This is a genomic window from Citrobacter sp. Cb023, from assembly GCF_030336805.1.
GTDB lineage: Bacteria > Pseudomonadota > Gammaproteobacteria > Enterobacterales > Enterobacteriaceae > Citrobacter > Citrobacter braakii.
On the sequence record NZ_JAOWCV010000038.1, the window covers coordinates 942855 to 962266 of the forward strand.

Sequence of the window (19412 nt, forward strand, 5' to 3'; positions counted from 1 at the left end):
GTTTATTAATACACTCGTGTTGTCGGGTTTTTATTGTTCTGTGCTGTTAAATATCAATGAGTTATCAATTTGTGCTACATAGATAAAAAAACGCACCGATTTAAAAAACCGGTGCGTAATCATCACGAATATAAATTAACTACTGAATTGACGGAACAGCGCTTTGCCTTTTAGCAGACGTGAACCGAGCCATCCGCCGCATAACGAGAGCAACAATGCCCCACAAAGCGGCAACACGACCCACAGTCGCCAGTCTGGCTCCCACGGAAAATCAAACACTCGGGTTTGCAGCACCGCCAGTGCGGTTTCCGCGCCGATGGCAGCCACCAGTCCAGCGACCATCCCGAGCATGGCGAACTCGCACCATAGCGTGGTACGCAGCAGCTTCTTACCCGCGCCCAGCGTGCGCCAGACCACCAGTTCCTGATGACGCTGACGCATTCCGACCTGGACCTGCGCCAATAGCAGCAACATACCGCAAGCGGTAACCAGCACCACCATCACCTCCAGTGCCCGGCTCACCTGCTCCAGCACCTGGCTCACCTGTTTGAGGATTGCGCCAATATCCAACAGGCTGATAGTCGGGAATTCGCGGTTAAGCTGCGTCAGCATGCCGTTGCCGTTCTCCCAGCGAAAGCTGGTTAACCAGCTTTGCGGCTGAGCGTCCAGCGCGCCGGAGGGAAAGATAAAGAAGAAGTTGGGGCGCAGGCTTTCCCAGTCCACTTTGCGCAGACTGCTGACCGTGGCGCTGAAATCCTGGGTATCGCCCATAAAGGTCACCCGATCGCCAAGCTTGACGTTCAGCCGTTTCGCCAGCCCCTCTTCCATCGAGACTTCGCCCACTTTTGGCGGCCAGCTTCCGGCAACGATCGGGTTATGATCCGGTCGGGTATCCTGCCAGGTCAGATTAAGCTCACGGTTCAGCGCCTCATCGTGATTGCCTTCGGTCGGCTTCTCATTGATCGCCGTCAGACGCGCCCGCACAATCGGATAGAACGATTCCGGGATCACCTGATGCTCAGCCAGGAAAGCCTTGAGTGGAACCACCTGTTCGGTGGCAATGTTGATGAGAAAATAGTTCGGGCTTTCCGGCGGCATTTGCTGCTGCCAGCGGTCGAGCAGGTCGCCACGCAGTACCAGCAGCAGCGCCAGCAACATAAAGGAAAGCGAAAATGCCGACAGCTGACTGAGCGTTGACCACGGCTGGCGCAACAGCCGACTAACCGCTAAACGCAGCGGCAGCGAGGTGAGCGTCAGGCCACGCAGCACGTTGAGCAGCATCCAGCCGAGCACCCCGCACAAAAGCGCCAGCACTACCGCTCCGGCCAGCACGGCCCACAGCAGCGGACTTCCGCCCATCAGTCCGGCGAGCAGGGCAATCACGACTATCAATACCACCGGCAAATAAAACTTCAGCGGCCAGACGTTTGCCACCACGTCACGGCGCAGTACCCGCAGTGGCTGAGTCGCCAGCAGCAAACGGTAAGGGCGTAACCCCACCAGCAGAGAAATGACCGTCATGGTGCCTAATGCCCATAGCCACGGCCAGGGACTGGCAGGCGGCAGTTCGCCGGGCAGTACCGGCTTAAGTAATACCACCAGCACGCGTTCAAACAACAGCCCGAATAACCCTCCGGTCACGCCAGACAGCACCAGCACCATCAGCCATTGACCAACAATTAGCCTGCGCAACTGTGCTCTGCCCGCGCCAAGGGTTTTCAGAATAGCCACCAGATCGTAACGACTGCGGCAGTAATGGCTCATCGCCACGGCAACCGCAGCGACCGCCAGCAGCAGGGTTAGCAGCGCCGACAGCAGCAGGAACTGTTGCGAACGCTCCAGTGATTTCCCCAGCGCCCCTTCATCCTGCTCCAGCCCATACCAGCGCTGTTCAGGCTTTAACTGCGGGAGCAGCCATTTTTCATAGGCTTCCAGTTGCTGCGGTGTCCCGCCAAATTTATAGCGCCAGGTCACCCGGCTCCCCGGCTGGACCGCCGCCGTTTTTTCGACATCCGCCATGTTCATCATCAGGCGCGGCGCTATCTGGAACGGATTAAAACCGGCGTCCGGCTCCTGCACCACTTCTCCGGCGATGCGCAGCGTGGCATCGCCAACATCGATGGAATCACCGATTTTTAAGTTCAGCAACGCCATCAGACGCGGAGCCAGCAGCACCGAGCCTGGCTGAGGTTTCAGTCCCGGCGGATTGGTTTGCAACGTGCCATACATCGGATACACATCATCCACCGCTTTGACGTTCGCCAACTGCGGCGTATCCCGGGCAAAGGTCATAGTGGCAAAGGTCAGCTGTTCGCCCACTTTCAGGCCACGCTGTCGCGCCTCGTCAATCCACGCTTTCGGCACGGTACGCGAACTTTGTAGCGACCGATCTCCCGCCATAAACTCACGGCTTTGCTGGCTCAACCCTTTTTCCATACGATCGCTGATATTGCCCAGCGCCAGCACGCAGGCCACGGCCAGGCTCAGCGCCAGCCAGACAATCAGTAATGAAGGCGAGCGCCATTCGCGCCAGAACCAGCGTGCAATCATGCCTCCTCCTGCAACTGTCCGTTCACCAGACGTAAACGCCGATCGCAACGCGCCGCCAGTTGAGAATCATGGGTCACCAGAATCAGGGTGGTGCCATGTTCCCGGTTCAGAGAAAACAGCAGATCGGCGATTTTGTCTCCGGTCTGGCGGTCCAGATTGCCCGTCGGTTCATCGGCAAACAGTACGTCAGGACGACCGTTAAACGCCCGCGCCAGCGCTACGCGCTGCTGCTCCCCACCGGAAAGCTGGGCCGGAAGATGATCAAGACGTTTTCCCAGCCCCAGTTGCTCCAGCAACGTTTTTGCCCCGTCGCGACTTTTTCCGCTGTTTTCGCCGCGCAACAACGCGGGCAACTCGACGTTTTCCAGCGCGTTCAGGGTCGGAATTAACATGAATGACTGGAAGACAAAACCCACGTGTCGCGCCCGCAGCTGTGCCCGGGCTTCTTCATCCATGGTGTGCAGCGCCTGCCCCACCAGGCTGACTTCACCGCTGGTGCCATCGTCCAGCCCGGCGAGGATCGCCAGCAGTGTGGATTTTCCTGAACCCGACTCGCCAATCAGCGCAATGGTCTCGGCGCGTTTGACAACCAGTTCAACTCCGGTAAGGATGGATAGCTCATGATCACCCTGACCGACGGATTTCTTAAGATGATGAACTTCAACAATGTTTTCCGCTGGCATTGGCCTTTCCTGTTCCTGGTCCTGTTAACTTTCCGCGCCGCCGCAGCGGACACGTTATTAATTCTGGGTGACAGCCTGAGCGCCGGATACCGTATGTCCGCCAGCGCCGCGTGGCCTGCGCTACTTAATGATAAATGGCAAACCAAAACGCCTGTGGTGAATGCCAGTATTAGCGGCGACACCTCGCAGCAGGGGCTGGCCCGTCTGCCTGCATTACTGAAGCAGCACCAGCCGCGCTGGGTGCTGGTCGAACTTGGCGGCAACGACGGTCTGCGCGGATTTGCGCCTGCGCAAACCGAACAAACCCTGCGCACGATTCTGCAGGATGTGAAAGCAGCAAATGCCGAACCGCTGCTGATGCAAATTCGTCTGCCGGCAAACTACGGTCGCCGTTATAATGAAAGCTTTAGCGCGATTTATCCAAAACTCGCCAAAGAGTTTGATATACCTCTGCTGCCCTTTTTTATGGAAGAGGTTTATCTGAAACCCCAGTGGATGCAGGATGATGGTATTCATCCTAACCGTGACGCCCAGCCGTTTATTGCCGACTGGATGGCGCAACATCTCACTCCTCTAGTAAATCACGACTCGTAAAACAACGGAGATCCTGACAGGTAAAGTTATGCAAAAATCGGTCTTAATAACAGGATGTTCCAGCGGAATCGGTCTGGAAAGCGCGCTTGAGCTAAAGCGCCAGGGTTTTCAAATTCTGGCAGGCTGTCGCAAACCTGACGATGTGGCGCGTATGAACAGCATGGGATTCACCGGCATATTGCTGGATCTGGATTCACCCGAGAGCGTAGATCGCGCGGCTGATGAGGTGATCGCCCTGACCGATAATCGTTTGTATGGGATCTTTAACAACGCCGGATACGGCGTATATGGCCCACTGCCCACCATCAGCCGCGAGCAGATGGAACAGCAGTTTTCCGCCAACTTCTTCGGCGCACATCAGCTTACCATGCGCCTGTTACCCGCCATGCTACCCCACGGCGAAGGACGAATTGTGATGACCTCGTCGGTAATGGGATTGATCTCAACGCCGGGGCGCGGGGCCTATGCCGCCAGCAAATATGCGCTGGAAGCCTGGTCCGACGCGCTGCGTATGGAGTTGCGCCACAGCGGGATTAAGGTCAGCCTGATTGAGCCTGGCCCTATTCGCACCCGCTTTACCGAAAACGTCAACCAGACCCAGAGCGATGCTCCCGTGGAAAACCCCGGAATTGCCGCGCGTTTTACGCTGGGGCCACAAGCGGTTGTCGCCAAAGTGCGTCATGCGTTTGAGAGCGACAAACCAAAGCTGCGTTATCCGGTTACGCTGGTGACCTGGGCAGTTATGCTACTGAAGCGCCTGTTGCCAGGCCGCATAATGGACAAAATTTTACACGGTTGAGTTGAAGCACGCGCGTCAGCCCCCATGTAACAAGAAATCGACAAAAGAGAGTAACTCCATGTCCACACAGAATATTGTTAACATTAACGAATCGAACCTCCAGCAGACCCTTGAACAGTCGATGACCACGCCGGTCCTGTTCTATTTTTGGTCTGAGCGCAGCCAGCATTGTCTGCAATTAACGCCGGTACTGGAGAGCCTTGTTGCTCAGTATAACGGTCAGTTTATTCTCGCCAAGTTAGATTGCGACGCCGAGCAGATGATCGCCTCCCAGTTTGGTCTGCGCGCGATCCCCACGGTTTATCTGTTCCAGAACGGTCAGCCGGTAGATGGATTCCAGGGCCCGCAGCCGGAAGAAGTTATTCGCGCGCTGCTGGAGAAAGTGTTACCGAGCGAGGAAGAGCTGAAAGCGCGCCAGGCGATCGAGTTCATCGAAGCCGGCAATCACGCTGATGCGCTGCCGCTGCTGAAAGAAGCCTGGCAGATCTCCAATCAGAGCAGCAAAATTGGCCTGCTATTGGCGGAAACGCAAATCGCCCTGAACCGTTCAGACGAAGCTGAAGCGGTGCTGAAAACTATCCCATTGCAGGATCAGGACACCCGTTATCAGGGCCTGGTGGCACAGATCGAACTGCTGAAGCAGGCGGCTGATACGCCTGAAATCCAACAGTTGCAGCAGCAGGTCGCCAGCAATCCACAGGATGCGGCGCTGGCAACTCAACTGGCCATTCAGTTACACCAGGTTGGACGTAACGAGGAATCGCTGGAATTGCTGTTCAGTCACCTGAAGAAAGATCTCACTGCAGCCGACGGTCAGGCGCGTAAAACCTTCCAGGAGATCCTTGCCGCACTGGGCACCGGCGATGCGCTGGCCTCGAAATACCGCCGCCAGCTGTACGCGCTGTTGTACTAATCCGCTGCATTTGCCTGATGGCGCTTGTGCTAATCGGGCCTACAATCTCCCCGTAGGCCCGCGCCATCCGGTACTCCATTAGGTTTTTTTCAAATGCGTCACCACCAGTTGGTGACGTGAATTATAGAACTTCCGATAGGTCAGGTAGCAGGCGATAATGGTTGACAGACTGGCGGTCGAAAGCAGCATAAACGTCACCATAATCTGATACTTAATCGCTTTTACCGGATCAATACCTGCAAAGATCAACCCGGACATCATCCCCGGTAAACTCACCAGTCCCACGGTCTTCGCTGAATCGATCGTCGGGATCAGCGAAGCGCGAATACTGTCGCGAATCAGCGGCGCGGAGGCCACTTTCGGCGTCGCACCGAGGCTGAGTTTTTCCTGAATTTGCTGCTGTTCGCTGTTAAACCGCTGCCCCAGATTGTTGTAACACAGCCCTACCGCAACCATCGCATTGCCTGCAATCATGCCGGAAATTGGGATCACCTGCATTGGGGTAAACTCGATAGAGCCTGACAGAACCAGCACCGCCAGCGTTAACCCCGCCCCCGCCGTGATGGCGATAAATGACGAGAGAAAAGCTTTATCAATATATTTACTGCGCTTTTGCGCGTTATAGGCCGCGTTGAAACAGATAAATAGCACCATCAATAAGGTCAGAATGCTGTGGTTAACGCCGAAAATATATTTCAGCACATAACCAACGATAATAAGCTGAACCACCGCCCGGCAAACGCTCCAGAGAATATCTTTTTCCAGCGCCAGTTTTTCTTTGTTGCTGATCAGTATCGCGACCACCACCAGCATCATCGCTAACGCCAGTGATTCATTGGTAATATTATGCTCGTTCATTGCTTACTTCCTGCATTTCCCCGGCGTGCGGTTGAAGGGTTATGACATTATCCGCATGATTAATTTCATCTTTGTCGTGCGTCACCCACAGCACAGCAATATTCTTATCGCGAACATAGTGGTGAATTAATTCGTTCACATTCCGTTTATTGGCTTCATCCAGCGCGCTGGTAATTTCATCAAGCAGCAGGATTTTTGGCAGAAACTGTAAATTACGAATTAACGAGACGCGTTGCTTTTCGCCGCCAGACAGCTCATTGATGTTTTTTTTGAGGATCGTTTCGGGTAGCTCAAAACGGGCCAGATCGGCAAGAAACACATCCGGCTCCGGACGTTTATCGCGGATTTGCCAGGGGAAAATGAGGTTGTCGTAAACGGTGTCACCAAACAACGCGGGCGTTTGCGCACAATAAGAGACCTGCTGGCGATATGTTTCAGGCTTAAGAGTGTTTATCTCCTTGCCCTCAAAGAGAATTTCACCGGCAGTCGGGCTAATTAATGACGCCACTATCTTGAGTAACGTACTTTTACCGCAACCAGACTGGCCGGTAATCAGCTTAAATTCTCCGGCCCGGAGATTAAAACAGATGTTATTGAGAACCTGCGTCGCCCCTGCCTGCCATGCGACATTTTTTAACTGAAGCAGAATGCTGCTTTCGTCCATTACCAATCCCTTTTTTACCTCTTTCGTGCAGACAGTCTATCCCTGTAATTTATTATAGGGGAGCCCACCCTGATAAATCGGGTATAATTTGACTAATGAGGCAGTAAAGGACAACACAACAGGAGGTTTCATCAATGCTCATTTTTATTCCTATTCTCATTTTTGTCGCGCTGGTCATCGTCGGTGCTGGCGTCAAAATCGTCCCGCAGGGATATCAGTGGACGGTCGAGCGTTTTGGCCGTTACACCAAAACCCTGCAACCGGGTTTAAACCTTGTTGTACCGTTCATGGACCGCATCGGTCGTAAGATCAACATGATGGAACAGGTGCTTGATATCCCCTCTCAGGAAGTCATCTCCAAAGACAACGCCAACGTCGCGATTGATGCCGTCTGCTTTATTCAGGTGATCGACGCGCCAAAAGCGGCTTATGAGGTCAGCAACCTGGAACTGGCGATCATCAACCTGACCATGACCAACATTCGTACCGTTCTCGGCTCAATGGAACTCGATGAAATGCTCTCCCAGCGCGACAACATTAACACGCGCCTGCTGCATATCGTTGACGAGGCCACGAATCCCTGGGGCATCAAAATCACCCGTATTGAAATCCGCGATGTACGTCCGCCGGCGGAACTTATCGACGCCATGAACGCGCAGATGAAAGCCGAACGTACCAAGCGCGCCTATATTCTTGAAGCGGAAGGGATCCGTCAGGCAGAAATCGTCAAGGCTGAAGGTGAGAAGCAGTCGAAAATCCTCAAAGCGGAAGGTGAACGCCAGTCGGCATTTTTACAGGCTGAAGCGCGTGAACGTTCCGCAGAAGCCGAGGCCCGCGCGACGCAGATGGTTTCGGAGGCCATTGCCGCCGGGGATATTCAGGCCGTGAACTACTTCGTGGCGCAGAAATACACCGAAGCGCTGCAGCACATCGGTTCGTCGAATAACAGCAAAGTGGTGATGATGCCGCTGGATGCCAGCAGCCTGATGGGGTCCATTGCCGGGATCGCCGAACTGGTGAAAGACAGCGCCAGCGAACGGAAAAAATCATGATAGCGATGATTCTGGTGCACCCGCACATCTTCTGGCTCAGCCTCGGCGGTCTGCTACTCGCCGCCGAGATGCTGGGCGGTAACGGCTATCTGCTGTGGAGCGGCGTGGCGGCGGTGATTACCGGCCTGGTGGTGTGGCTTATCCCGCTTGACTGGGCGTGGCAGGGGGCGATGTTCGCCGTACTCACCCTGCTGGCGGCCTGGCTGTGGTGGAAGTGGCTGGCAAGGCGTGTACAAGATCAGAAACCCGCCGACAGCCATCTTAACCAGCGCGGGCAGCAGTTGGTTGGCCGTCGATTTATTCTGGAAACCGCCCTGGTCAATGGCCGCGGACATATGCGCGTCGGCGACAGCTCATGGCCCGTCAGCGCCCGCGACGATTTGAGCGCCGGAACGCAGGTTGAAGTCATTGCCGTTGAGGGAATTACCCTGATTATTACAGCGGTATCACACTAAAAAGACAGGAAATAAGACTATGGTCAGGAAGACACCCCTTGCCTTTGCCCTTTGCTCATTATTGGTCGCCGCCCCGCAGGTATTCGCCTCTTTCGATATGGAAGACTGCAAATGGAGCGACGACAGCTGCCTGCTGAAAGGCACGCCCACCTTCAACCCGGAAAACGACAGCCGCGATAACCTGCTGCGGCTGCTGAGCCAGGAGAAATCATTTGCTCTGCCGGTGCAGTCGATGCCGGCGGACATCACCCGCTCCCGCGATTTCTATTTTGCGTATCATCCGCAGTGGGATGAAATTGCCCCGCAGCCAGCCGCAGCGCAGGTATCTGCCGAAGACAGCCCCCTGTCCCGACAGATAGCCGAATTGAACATTAGCGCAGACGAAATAAACGTCAACGACGCTGAGCTTGAGAACCGTCATGTTTCGAACAATACCGCGAGCGTCAGCGCGTTTTTTGCCGCACTGCTGGCCGACTCAACGTTAACGGCAAATCAGCGTCAGGCCCTGGCCCAGGCGCGTACAGGACTGTTATCCGGGGCAACCCGCGAGCAGATTGAGTCATCGCTTGCCACTCTCCCGGCAGATTCTCCAGCTCAGTCCTACAAAAGCTATCTGGCAGCGGCCGCCAGTTTTTATGCCGGTGATTATGCCAGCGCCGAACAGGATTTCGCTCAGCTAGCCAAAAGCGATCGTCCGTGGCTGGCTGAGACCGCGCAATACATGCTGATACGTGCGGCGTTGAACAAAAGCAGCCAGAACAGCGTGGGCGAGTACGGCGATTTTGATATCACAAAAATTAACCGCGAGGACGCTTCTCAGGCTCAGACGCTGGCGCAAGCCTATCTGCAACACTACCCGCAAGGCCTGTACGCCGCTTCCTCGCACGGTATGCTGCGTCGTATCAACTGGTATTTACAGGCGTGGCCGCAATTGGCGGGATTGTATGAGCAGACGCTCCAGCAGTCGGCTGACGCACAGCAACTGCGTGAGATCGTCATCGAATACGATAATGTCTACGGCATGGCGTTCTACGAACAGTCCGTGGTGGAGGCTTTCCCGGATGCGCCGCTTGTCAGCTATATCGAACTGCTGCGCGCATTGCGCCTGAATAACAACAACAAACCAACGCTGACGCAGGCCCAGCTTGACGCCAGCAAACCGGTGTTTGAGCAGAGCCAAAAACTGCCGCTATGGCGCGATCTGCAGCTGAATCTGTGGCTGGCAACGGGCAACTACGCGGCGATTATTTCGGCAGTTACCCCAGCGCAGAAACTTCCGGCCCACGATACGCTGGCCTTCAGCGAACAGGTGCTGTACGGCGAAGCGCTGATGGGCCAGCAGAAATGGACCACGGCACGTGATTTCTGGCAGACATTGCTGAAGCTCAGCCAGGATAACGAACAGCAGCAGTATGTGCAGGCTAAGCTAGCCGCGACGCTGGTTTATAGCGGCGACGTGGCGGCAATTTTCGCCCCAGAAAGCGCAGTAACCAACCTGCGCTTTCGCTCGCAGGTGCTGAAAACCCAGGCCACGCCTGAACTACTGCGCCAGCAAGCCGTCCACGGTCCTAATAACGAAGAGCGTACCATCGCCCTGCATACGCTGCTGGTGCGGGATCTCACTGAGCATCGCTTTGACGACTGGCTGAATGACAGAAAACTGGCCAGCGCCATTACGCCGCCGGTCATTGGCGAAGCGTTTGATGACGTTAATCTGAGTATTTTCGACTGGAACGGCGACTCTGCCGAGAGCGGTTATACCTGTCGCAGCCTCAATGAAACGGTAACAGTTCTGAGCAAACAAGCGCATGATGCCCACGCCCTGAACTGCTTAGGCGAATTTTTCCGCACTACGCAAACCCACGTTGATTTATGGAAAAACAGTTCCGGCAACGATGTGCTTGAATCAGCAATCTCGCGCAAGAAACCGTTCGGCCAGTTCGACAGGCAAAGCTACTACCAGCAGGTGATCACATCGCCAAAAGCAGAGGTTGAAGATAAGAGCTTTGCGCTGTATCGCGCCATCATGTGCTATGCGCCGTCAGGCTCTAACGAGTGCGGCGGTGAGGAAGTGGATAAACTACAGCGTAAAGGCTGGTTCACCCAACTGAAAACGCAGTATCCGGGAAGTCCGTGGGCGCAAAAACTCAAATACTACTGGTAACTGCGCTGCTGCTGGGCCAGGCACAGGCGGCGGAAATCGTCGCCGCCCGTGAACATCCGGCCTTCTGGCTATGGTCCGGAGTGAAGGCCAGTGACGAGCTAAAAAACGCACAAACAGTCTATCTGCATCAGGGCGAAGTCCTGGTTCGTTCAGGTCACGTGGTGTTCCAGCGTCTCGGGCTGCCGGTTAATCGCCTGACTTTCCCCTCTATCTGGTTGACCGTGCGCTTTACCACACTCGACGTACCGGAGGAGATCCCGGCGCGCATCATACGCTTGATGCAACGCTGGCAGACGGCCGGGAATCACGTCATCGGCCTGCAGGTTGATTTTGACGCGGCGACCCATCAGCTTGCCGATTACGCCTACTTTCTGCAGCAGTTACGCCAACGGCTACCGACCGAGTTTGCACTTGGCGTAACCGGACTACTGGATTGGGCAAAAACGGGCGACGTCGCCACGCTGAACGCGCTGGCGGTCGATGAACTGGTGGTCCAGAGCTATCAGGGACGTCACACGGTACCGAATTATCAGGCGTATCTGCCCGCCCTCAGTCGTCTGCGCATTCCATTTAAGCTGGGGCTGGTACAAAACGGTAGCCGGGACCCGCAGGCTGAAGCGCAGCTTGAGAAATCACCGTGGTACCGCGGCACTGTGGTGTTTATGCTTAATCCGCCACCCCGTTAAGCCTTCGCTTTATGGTGGCAGCAGCCGGAGAGATTATCAATAATCGGGCATTCAGCGCTGTCATCGCCAGGGCAACTCTCCGCCAGCGCCAACAAATGCAAGCGCATAGCCTGCAGCTCGCTGATATGGCGCTCAATGTCCGCCACCTTTTCTAACGTACGCTTTTTCACATCTGCGCTGTGACGCGCCGGATCGTTAAACAGGTTCACCAACTCGCCGCACTCTTCCAGGTTAAAACCAACCTGTCGTGCCTGTCGTAACAGCGTAAGCTCATTCAGATGCTGTTGGTTGTATGTGCGATAGCCATTTTCGCTACGCAGCGGCGGCGTCACTAACCCCTTTTCTTCGTAAAAGCGTATCGCTTTGCTGGTTAAACCGGTTTTTTTCGCAACATCGCTAATATTCACATTTCCCCCGCTGATCTTGTTGGTACTGAGCCACATTATAGCCCACATTGCCGTAATCCTTTACCCAAGAACCCCGCGCATTTTCCACCATCACAGCGATGCACAAATCCTTTTAATTCACATCGTTATATCCGATTCAGATCACATTTCAGCATTTATTGACCACGCAAAATTGACTCAAATCAAAAGATGTATCGGTTCTGCACCTTTCATCTTGAACAAAGGGAAACAATTTTATATACAAACGCGAATGATAATGATGATCATTTACATTCAATAAAGGTTCTCTTATGTTGTCACGGATTAACCAAAGGCCATTTATTCTTTCAGCCCTGACATTATGCATGTCCGGCGCTACTTTTGCAGCGACCTCTCCAACACACGGTTCAACGTCCGACGAAGATACGGTGATCGTTACGGCTAACCGCACAGAAAGTAGTCTCTGGGATAGCCCGGCAACCATTCAGGTTATCGATCGCCAGACGCTACAAAACTCCACCAGCGTTTCTCTTGCTGATGATTTACAAGATATCCCCGGCGTCGAAGTTACCGATAACGCTCTCGCAGGTCGGAAACAAATTCGTATCCGTGGCGAAGCTTCTTCGCGGGTGCTGATTTTGATAGACGGCCAGGTCGTCAGCTACCAACGTGCCGGACAAAACTACGGAGCCGGTTTACTGATTGACGAATCCGCGCTGGAACGTATTGAAGTGGTCAAAGGCCCTTATTCTGTCCTCTATGGTTCGCAGGCAATTGGCGGCGTCGTGAACTTTATTACCAAAAAAGGCGGCGATAAGCCTTTGGGTGGTAGCGTTAAGGCTGTTTATAACTCCGCAACGGCAGGATGGGAAGAGTCAGCGGCAGCCTGGGGAAGCATCGGTAACTTTGACTACCGCATCAATGGCAGCTATTCCGACCAGGGGGATCGCGATACACCTGACGGAAGATTGCCCGACACCAACTTCCGTAATAACGGTCAGGGAGTGTGGCTTGGCTACAACCTCGATCGCCACAAAATTGGGCTCTCACTCGACCGTTATAAGCTATCCACTCAAACCTGGTTTGACGATCCCGAAGGTCAGTTCGATGACTTTAGCGTCAAAATTCCTAAGCTGGAACGCGAGAAAATCGGTCTTTTCTACGACTACGCGGCCGACGGGGATTATCTGAAGAATATCCATTTTGACGCATATACCCAGACAATAGAGCGCAAATTTGAAAACCGGGTCAAAACGACCCAGATTATCCCCAGCCCGATGATTAAAGCGCTGACGGTAAGCAATCAAACCAATACCAACGACAAACAATATACCCAGGGTGTAACGCTGCAGGGCAATATCTCCCTTCCGGCTAACAACACGCTGGTGATTGGCACCCAGTATCAGCATGACAAAATAAAACAGGACACGGACGGCAGTACGCGCCAGACCGCGGCTACCGGCTTCTTTGATACGCAAACCCGTACCCTGTCATATAACGAAGCGGAACAAAGCAACACCTCACTGTTCGCGCAAAACGACTGGCGCTTTGCCGATGACTGGACGTGGACCGTGGGCGCACGCCAGTACTGGCTGTCTTCGAAACTCAATCGCAACGATACGCAAACCATCCAAAGCAGCGGCACCACCTGGCAATCCACCGGGGGAAATTCCGTTCACGATGATGAACTGGTGACCTCGACCAGCCTGCGCTATTCCGGCTTTGAAGATCTTGAACTTCGGGCTGCATACGCCCAGGGCTATGTCTTCCCCACGCTTACTCAATTGTTCATGCAGACATCCGCTGGCGGCAGCGTTACCTACGGCAACCCAAACCTGAAGGCGGAACACTCAAATAACTATGAGTTGGGCGCGCGGTATAAAGGGAATATGTGGCTGATTGACGGCGCCATTTATTACTCCGAAGCCAAAGACTATATCGCCAGTCTGGCCTGTTCAGGCCAACCCGTTTGCAACGGCAACACCACCTCTTCCCGCGGCGGCTATTACTACTACGACAACATCGATCGTGCCAAAACCTGGGGCATGGAATTAACTGCAGAATACAACGGCTGGGCGGTTTCCCCCTACCTGAGCGGTAATCTCATTCGCCGTCAATACGAAGGCAACACCATAAAAACCTGGGATACCGGCGAACCCACGCTGACCGGGCGCGTTGGCCTGAAACATACCTGGTTGATGAATGTCGCTAACGTGACGTCCGATGTCTTTATTCGCGCGGCGTCCCGCGCCAAAGATAATACCGGCACCACGGAAATAAACTACCCAGGCTGGGCCACGCTTAACCTCGCATTCAACACCGAGTTTGGTCCGCAGGACCAGTATCAGGTCAACCTCGCGCTCAACAACCTGACCGACAAGCGTTACAGAACCGCGCATGAATCTATCCCAGACGCTGGTTTCAATGCCGCTGTTGGCTTTGCGTGGAATTTCTGACGATGAAAAAACTCATGATTGGCTTACTGAGCCTCGCCTGTGTTTTCAGCGCCCAGTCCGCTGACCGCCTGGTGGTGGCGGGCGGTTCGCTTAGCGAACTGATTTACGCCATGGGCGTCGGCAACCGAGTGGTTGGCGTCGATGAAACCACCTCGTACCCACCTGAAACTGCCGCACTCCCGCATATCGGCTACTGGAAGCAGTTAAGCAGCGAGGGCATTTTATCGCTGCACCCGGACAGCTTTATCACCTGGCAGGATGCAGGCCCTCAAATCGTTTTGGATCAGCTCCGGGCGCAGAAAGTTAACGTCGTTACATTGCCGCGCGTACCGGCCACCGTCGAGCAGATGTACGCCAACATTCGGGAGCTGGCTCAAACGCTGCGCATTCCTGAACAAGGTGAAGCGCTGGTCAATCGCCTGCATCAACGTCTGGATCGTGTTCAGCACAGCGTGGCGGCGAAGAATGCGCCGGTCAAAGCCATGTTCATTCTCTCCGCTGGCGGCAGCGCGCCGCAGGTCGCCGGCAAGGGCAGCGTTGCAGATGCCATTATGACCCTTGCGGGCGCACAAAATGTCGCCACCCACGCGCAGTATAAAAGTTACAGCGCGGAGTCGCTGATCGCCGCCAACCCGGAGGTGATCGTGGTGACGTCGCAAATGGTGGATGGCGATCTGGCTCGTCTGAGCGCGATTGCCGGTATTACCCACACTGCGGCCTGGAAAAACCAGCGCATTGTGGCGGTAGACCAGGCGCTGATTCTGGGAATAGGGCCTCGCGTCGCCGATGCGGTTGAAGCCCTGCACCAGCAATTCTGGCCTCACTAACTGGATTTATAAAAAAGAATGAAGACTGAACACTCGCTGAATCTTACCGCGCATTTTGCGCTTGAGGGAAGTCAGCCCTTTAAGGATCGCCGCGCCACAATGCCATGGCGCGGGGCGATCCCGATTGCCAAAGAGCTATTGTCACAAACCTGGCAGGATGTTATCAGCCAGCCTACCCCGCCGCGTAAACGGCTGGTGTACTTGCATATCCCTTTTTGTGCAACGCATTGTACTTTCTGTGGTTTTTATCAAAACCGGTTCGAAGAAGATCACTGCGCCCGCTACACCAACGCGCTGTTGCGCGAAATCGAGATGGAAGCCGATAGCGCATTACATCAGTCAGCCCCAATTCACGCCGTCTATTTTGGCGGCGGTACGCCTTCAGCGCTGTCAGCACTGGATCTGGGCAGAATCATCACCGCGCTTCGTGAAAAGTTACCGCTGGCGCCGGACTGCGAAATTACCATTGAGGGACGAGTGCTCAATTTTGACGATGCGCGAATTGATGCCTGCCTTGACGCTGGCGCCAATCGGTTTTCGATCGGTATTCAATCTTTTAACAGCCGGATCCGCAAAAAAATGGCGCGCACCTCAGACGGCCCGAGCGCAATTGCCTTTATGCAGGGGCTGGTAAAACGGGATCGTGCCGCCGTGGTATGCGATCTGTTGTTTGGTCTGCCAGGACAAGATGCAAAACTGTGGGGCGACGATCTGGCGATTGCCCGTGACATCGGCCTCGACGGCGTAGATCTTTATGCGCTGAACCTGATCCCCAATACACCGCTTGGCAAAGCAGTTGAAACCGGGCGCACAACCGTTCCCTCTCCCGCCGAACGTCGCGATCTCTATCTTCAGGGTTGCGATTTCATGGACAGCGCGGGCTGGCGCTGCATCAGCAACAGCCACTGGGCGCGTACCACGCGTGAACGCAATCTGTACAACCTGCTGATTAAACAGGGAGCGGACTGTCTGGCATTCGGCTCAGGCGCCGGGGGATCAGTCAATGGCTATTCCTGGATGGTCGAGCGCAATCTGACGACATGGCATGAATCTATCGCCGCCGGGAAAAAACCGCTAATGATGATGATGCGTACCGCCGAGCGTGGTTTCCAGTGGCGACACACTCTCCAGGCGGGCATTGAAACGGCCCGCGTTCCGCTGGATGAACTGACGCCTCATGCACAAAAACTAACCCCGCTACTGACCCAATGGCATCACGCAGGACTGACGCGAGATGCCAGCACCTGCGTGCGCCTGACCAATGAAGGGCGTTTTTGGGCAAGCAATATTTTGCAGTCTCTTGATGAACTTATTCAGGCACTTAACGCGCCGCGCATTGCGGTAGAACAACCATACCAGGAGTGAATTATGAGCCATGTCTCTTTACAGGATTTTTTGAAAACTGAACCGGACGGTACGCTGGAAGCTATCGCTGCCCAGTACAACACCACGCTGCTGGAGGTGGTGAAAAACCTCCCCTCCCCGACGCTGGTTTCCGGCGATCAATTTGATACCGTCTGGGAAACCGTCAGCGAATGGGGCAAAGTCACCACCCTGGTCCATACTGCTGATGTCATTCTGGAATTCACCGGTGAATTACCTTCCGGATTCCACCGTCATGGCTACTTCAACCTGCGCGGCAAAAAAAGCATGACCGGTCATATCAAGGCAGAAAACTGTACGCATATTGCCCTGATTGAACGCAAATTTATGGGAATGGACACCGCGTCCATTCTCTTCTTTAACCAGGCGGGTAGCGCAATGTTCAAAATTTTCCTCGGTCGGGATGAGCATCGACAGTTACTGGCCGAACAGGTCAGCGCCTTTCACGCGTTGTCTTCATCTTTAAAGGAACATGCCTGATGGCTCCATGGCTCATTTTTGGTGCGGGTGGTAGCGGCGTCGGCGCGAAAACGCTTGAACTCGCACTGGCGGAACAACGTCCGGTGATTGCCGTCGTTCGCAACGCACAGGTCGCTGCAGGGTTGCAGGAAAAAGGTGTGCAGGTCTTCATCGGCGACGCCTGCGATAGTCAGGTCACCGCCTGTGCCTGTCGCGCAGCGGGTCAACATGCCACGGTGATCTCCTCCATGGGCGGCGCCCAAGATTATCTGGCGCACAGAACCGTCATTGATGAAGCAGAAAAAGCGGAGATCAAGCGCATGATTCTGGTGACCTCACTCGGCTGCGGTGACAGTTGGCCTTTTCTTTCTTCACGCGCAAAGGCCGCATTTGGTCAGGCTGTACGCGAAAAATCGTTGGCTGAAAGCTGGCTACAAACCAGTCGACTGGACTACGCCATTCTCCGCCCCGGCGGTTTGCTGAACGGTGCAGCCACCGGCCAGGCGCAACGAATACAGGCTCAGGAGTGTCACGGCTTTGTAATGCGTGCAGATGTTGCGAAGCATATTCACGAACTGGCCACTGCGCCGGCACTCAATAACCAGATTTACAGTTTGGTTGAGCCGGGACTGAAACCCGCGTAAACCCCTCACGGCGCGGGAACTCCGCGCCGCAAAGACGTTATGGAGCGTTACGTGCTTAAGGACTCGCTTTCTTCCGTCAGCATCCTGACGGGTCTTTCTCTTTTGCTGGTTGCTCTGATGCTCTTCGGTGCCAGCCAGGGAGCGCTGAACATTAGCTTCAGCGCCCTGTTCAACGACGAATATCGTGATATCTGGTTAAACATCCGCTTGCCTCGCGTGCTGCTGGCCGTTCTGGTCGGTGCTGCGCTGGCGACGGCAGGGGTCATCATGCAGGGACTTTTTCGCAATCCGATGGCCGATCCTGGCCTGCTTGGCGTCAGCAGCGGCTCCGCGCTGATGGTCGGCATCGCGATAGTTATCCCATTTTCGTTCCCCGTAGTGCTGGTGCTGTATGAGCAGATGATTTTTGCCGTCGCAGGCAGCATGGTGGTCTGCACGATTATTTTCCTGATAAGCCAGCGTCATAACCACGGTGGAATGATGCAACTGCTGTTAGCCGGTATCGCTATCAATGCCCTGTGCGGTTCGGCTATTGGCGTACTGAGCTATGTGGGCGACGAGCAGCAGCTACGTCAACTTACATTGTGGATGATGGGAAATCTCGGCCAGGCCCAGTGGCCAACGCTGTTGGTTGCCAGCACGTTTATTCTTCCAGCCATTGTTGTCACCGTCTGCATGGCGGGAACGCTTAATTTACTGCAGTTAGGTGATGAAGAGGCGCATTACCTCGGCGTAAACGTCAAACGTAAGCGGCAGCAGTTACTGTTGCTCAGTTCGCTCCTGGTTGGCGCTGCGGTTTCCGTCAGCGGCGTAATTGGTTTTATTGGCCTGGTGATCCCACATCTGATCAGAATGACGACCGGCGCCGATCATCGCTGGTTGATTCCCTGCTCTACGCTGGCCGGTGCCTGTTTACTTCTGATTGCCGACACGTTGGCCCGCACACTTGTTCAGCCAGCCGAAATGCCCGTTGGCCTGTTAACCAGCCTGATCGGTGGACCGTATTTCCTGTGGTTAATACTGCGTAGCCGGAGGGTGTCATGATCGTCGCTGAAAATCTGGTCTACCATATTCAGGGAAGACGACTGACCGACGAAGTTTCCCTGACGCTACCTGATGGAGAGATCATCGCGATTCTTGGCCCGAACGGAGCCGGGAAATCGACGCTGCTACGCCAGCTTACGGGATATCTGCAGCCCCACAGTGGGCGTTGTAGCATGTTTGGCAAGCCGCTGGACAAGTGGTCAATCACCGAGCTGGCAAAAACCCGTGCCGTGATGCGCCAGAATAGTCATATGGCCTTCCCGTTTAGCGTTCAGGAGGTCATTCGCATGGGCAGACATCCGTATCGTACGCGCAACACGGGCGATGAAACGGAGTACATCATGGCATTGTGTGATTGCCAGGCGCTGGCCGCACGCGATTACCGGCATCTCTCGGGAGGAGAACAACAACGGGTACAGCTGGCGCGCCTGCTGGTTCAGCTTTGGGAGCCCGAGCCTGGGCCGAAATGGCTGTTTCTTGATGAACCCACCTCCGCGCTGGATATTCACCACCAGCAGCACCTTTTTCGTCTGCTACGTCGTCTGGTGCGTGAACGGCAGTTTAACGTCTGCTGCGTCCTGCACGATCTCAACCTCGCGGCGCGCTATGCCGACCGCGTGGTATTGATGGAGCGCGGCAGGATAGTTGATAACGGATATCCGCAGGATGTCCTGAAGCAACGGTCGCTGAACGCGCTGTACGGTGCCGATCTCACGGTCATAAATGAACCGGAGCATCGAACGCCGATTATCGTCCTCAATCAATAACAGACCGGGAACCCCTGGCGTGGCGTTC

General features: G+C 54.8%; 19 protein-coding genes. 14 read left to right on the top strand and 5 right to left on the bottom strand.

Going from position 1 to position 19412, the window contains the following annotated elements; translation table 11 throughout:
* Positions 1–135: 135 nt before the first annotated feature.
* On the bottom strand, positions 136–2550 hold the full coding sequence (gene ybbP / locus OGW44_RS18300) for a putative ABC transporter permease subunit YbbP (protein WP_185654242.1): 2415 nt from the start codon (positions 2548–2550) through the stop codon (positions 136–138).
* Positions 2547–3233 carry a putative ABC transporter ATP-binding protein YbbA gene (gene ybbA, locus OGW44_RS18305; RefSeq protein WP_016152113.1) on the bottom strand — a complete coding sequence of 229 codons (687 nt, stop codon included), beginning with the start codon at positions 3231–3233 and terminating at the stop codon, positions 2547–2549. Before ybbA ends, ybbP begins: the two co-directional genes overlap by 4 nt.
* Between ybbA and tesA the strand changes: the two genes are divergently transcribed.
* The 3 genes from tesA to OGW44_RS18320 are packed head-to-tail and all read left to right on the top strand — an operon-like array spanning position 3204 to position 5539.
* The gene (gene tesA / locus OGW44_RS18310) at positions 3204–3827 is read left to right on the top strand and encodes a multifunctional acyl-CoA thioesterase I/protease I/lysophospholipase L1 (RefSeq protein ID WP_029139446.1); all 624 of its coding nucleotides are present in this window, start codon (positions 3204–3206) and stop codon (positions 3825–3827) included. The genes ybbA and tesA overlap by 30 nt on opposite strands.
* A gap of 28 nt (positions 3828–3855) precedes the next feature.
* Positions 3856–4626, top strand: coding sequence for an SDR family oxidoreductase (locus tag OGW44_RS18315; protein ID WP_019076196.1), 771 nt, complete (start codon positions 3856–3858; stop codon positions 4624–4626).
* A 58-nt stretch (positions 4627–4684) separates the two neighbouring features.
* Positions 4685–5539, top strand: a complete 855-nt coding sequence (locus OGW44_RS18320; protein WP_185654241.1) for a co-chaperone YbbN — start codon at positions 4685–4687, stop codon at positions 5537–5539.
* Positions 5540–5617: 78 nt separating this feature from the next.
* Here OGW44_RS18320 and fetB read toward each other — a convergent pair whose 3' ends face one another.
* Positions 5618–6397: an iron efflux ABC transporter permease subunit FetB gene (fetB, locus tag OGW44_RS18325; protein ID WP_047358028.1), complete on the bottom strand. Its 780-nt coding sequence runs from the start codon at positions 6395–6397 to the stop codon at positions 5618–5620.
* Positions 6384–7061 (bottom strand): iron efflux ABC transporter ATP-binding subunit FetA, encoded by a 678-nt coding sequence (gene fetA / locus OGW44_RS18330; RefSeq protein ID WP_181626382.1) that lies wholly within the window; start codon positions 7059–7061, stop codon positions 6384–6386. Before fetA ends, fetB begins: the two co-directional genes overlap by 14 nt.
* Positions 7062–7195: 134 nt before the next feature.
* On the opposite strand from fetA, the gene OGW44_RS18335 reads away from it, so the two are divergent.
* The 4 genes from OGW44_RS18335 to OGW44_RS18350 are packed head-to-tail and all read left to right on the top strand — an operon-like array spanning position 7196 to position 11418.
* Complete coding sequence (locus OGW44_RS18335) at positions 7196–8113, top strand: SPFH domain-containing protein (protein WP_016152106.1); 918 nt, start codon at positions 7196–7198, stop codon at positions 8111–8113.
* Positions 8110–8568: an NfeD family protein gene (locus tag OGW44_RS18340; protein WP_016152105.1), complete on the top strand. Its 459-nt coding sequence runs from the start codon at positions 8110–8112 to the stop codon at positions 8566–8568. Before OGW44_RS18335 ends, OGW44_RS18340 begins: the two co-directional genes overlap by 4 nt.
* A gap of 19 nt (positions 8569–8587) precedes the next feature.
* Complete coding sequence (locus tag OGW44_RS18345; RefSeq protein ID WP_185654240.1) at positions 8588–10732, top strand: PA5441 family protein; 2145 nt, start codon at positions 8588–8590, stop codon at positions 10730–10732.
* Complete coding sequence (locus tag OGW44_RS18350) at positions 10702–11418, top strand: DUF3142 domain-containing protein (RefSeq protein WP_185654239.1); 717 nt, start codon at positions 10702–10704, stop codon at positions 11416–11418. The genes OGW44_RS18345 and OGW44_RS18350 overlap by 31 nt, the downstream gene beginning before the upstream one ends.
* Here OGW44_RS18350 and cueR read toward each other — a convergent pair.
* On the bottom strand, positions 11415–11825 hold the full coding sequence (cueR, locus tag OGW44_RS18355) for a Cu(I)-responsive transcriptional regulator (protein ID WP_029139441.1): 411 nt from the start codon (positions 11823–11825) through the stop codon (positions 11415–11417). The two genes, OGW44_RS18350 and cueR, sit on opposite strands and share 4 nt — an antisense overlap.
* Positions 11826–12115: 290 nt before the next feature.
* Between cueR and OGW44_RS18360 the strand changes: the two genes are divergently transcribed.
* Genes OGW44_RS18360 through OGW44_RS18390 form a run of 7 tightly spaced genes read left to right on the top strand, consistent with a single transcriptional unit; the run spans position 12116 to position 19384 of the window.
* On the top strand, positions 12116–14260 hold the full coding sequence (locus tag OGW44_RS18360) for a TonB-dependent receptor plug domain-containing protein (protein ID WP_185654238.1): 2145 nt from the start codon (positions 12116–12118) through the stop codon (positions 14258–14260).
* A gap of 2 nt (positions 14261–14262) precedes the next feature.
* Entirely contained in the window at positions 14263–15087 is an 825-nt protein-coding gene (locus tag OGW44_RS18365; protein WP_185654237.1) for a heme/hemin ABC transporter substrate-binding protein, read from the top strand.
* Between the two features lie 18 nt (positions 15088–15105).
* The gene (hutW, locus tag OGW44_RS18370) at positions 15106–16452 is read left to right on the top strand and encodes a heme anaerobic degradation radical SAM methyltransferase ChuW/HutW (RefSeq protein ID WP_185654236.1); all 1347 of its coding nucleotides are present in this window, start codon (positions 15106–15108) and stop codon (positions 16450–16452) included.
* 3 nt (positions 16453–16455) lie between these two features.
* Positions 16456–16950, top strand: a complete 495-nt coding sequence (gene hutX, locus OGW44_RS18375; protein WP_185654235.1) for a heme utilization cystosolic carrier protein HutX — start codon at positions 16456–16458, stop codon at positions 16948–16950.
* The gene (gene chuY / locus OGW44_RS18380) at positions 16950–17573 is read left to right on the top strand and encodes an anaerobilin reductase (RefSeq protein WP_016152097.1); all 624 of its coding nucleotides are present in this window, start codon (positions 16950–16952) and stop codon (positions 17571–17573) included. Before hutX ends, chuY begins: the two co-directional genes overlap by 1 nt.
* Positions 17574–17624: 51 nt before the next feature.
* The gene (locus OGW44_RS18385; protein WP_220131618.1) at positions 17625–18617 is read left to right on the top strand and encodes a FecCD family ABC transporter permease; all 993 of its coding nucleotides are present in this window, start codon (positions 17625–17627) and stop codon (positions 18615–18617) included.
* Positions 18614–19384: a heme ABC transporter ATP-binding protein gene (locus OGW44_RS18390; protein WP_185654234.1), complete on the top strand. Its 771-nt coding sequence runs from the start codon at positions 18614–18616 to the stop codon at positions 19382–19384. The genes OGW44_RS18385 and OGW44_RS18390 overlap by 4 nt, the downstream gene beginning before the upstream one ends.
* Positions 19385–19412 lie beyond the last annotated feature (28 nt).

Excerpts from the sequence above, each read along its gene's own strand:
- ybbP (WP_185654242.1), bottom strand. The coding sequence starts at position 2,550 with ATGATTGCACGCTGGTTCTGGCGCGAATGGCGCTCGCCTTCATTACTG.
- tesA (WP_029139446.1), top strand. The coding sequence starts at position 3,204 with ATGAACTTCAACAATGTTTTCCGCTGGCATTGGCCTTTCCTGTTCCTG.
- ybbA (WP_016152113.1), bottom strand. The coding sequence starts at position 3,233 with ATGCCAGCGGAAAACATTGTTGAAGTTCATCATCTTAAGAAATCCGTC.
- OGW44_RS18315 (WP_019076196.1), top strand. The coding sequence starts at position 3,856 with ATGCAAAAATCGGTCTTAATAACAGGATGTTCCAGCGGAATCGGTCTG.
- OGW44_RS18320 (WP_185654241.1), top strand. The coding sequence starts at position 4,685 with ATGTCCACACAGAATATTGTTAACATTAACGAATCGAACCTCCAGCAG.
- fetB (WP_047358028.1), bottom strand. The coding sequence starts at position 6,397 with ATGAACGAGCATAATATTACCAATGAATCACTGGCGTTAGCGATGATG.
- fetA (WP_181626382.1), bottom strand. The coding sequence starts at position 7,061 with ATGGACGAAAGCAGCATTCTGCTTCAGTTAAAAAATGTCGCATGGCAG.
- OGW44_RS18335 (WP_016152106.1), top strand. The coding sequence starts at position 7,196 with ATGCTCATTTTTATTCCTATTCTCATTTTTGTCGCGCTGGTCATCGTC.
- OGW44_RS18340 (WP_016152105.1), top strand. The coding sequence starts at position 8,110 with ATGATAGCGATGATTCTGGTGCACCCGCACATCTTCTGGCTCAGCCTC.
- OGW44_RS18345 (WP_185654240.1), top strand. The coding sequence starts at position 8,588 with ATGGTCAGGAAGACACCCCTTGCCTTTGCCCTTTGCTCATTATTGGTC.
- OGW44_RS18360 (WP_185654238.1), top strand. The coding sequence starts at position 12,116 with ATGTTGTCACGGATTAACCAAAGGCCATTTATTCTTTCAGCCCTGACA.
- OGW44_RS18365 (WP_185654237.1), top strand. The coding sequence starts at position 14,263 with ATGAAAAAACTCATGATTGGCTTACTGAGCCTCGCCTGTGTTTTCAGC.
- hutW (WP_185654236.1), top strand. The coding sequence starts at position 15,106 with ATGAAGACTGAACACTCGCTGAATCTTACCGCGCATTTTGCGCTTGAG.
- hutX (WP_185654235.1), top strand. The coding sequence starts at position 16,456 with ATGAGCCATGTCTCTTTACAGGATTTTTTGAAAACTGAACCGGACGGT.
- chuY (WP_016152097.1), top strand. The coding sequence starts at position 16,950 with ATGGCTCCATGGCTCATTTTTGGTGCGGGTGGTAGCGGCGTCGGCGCG.
- OGW44_RS18390 (WP_185654234.1), top strand. The coding sequence starts at position 18,614 with ATGATCGTCGCTGAAAATCTGGTCTACCATATTCAGGGAAGACGACTG.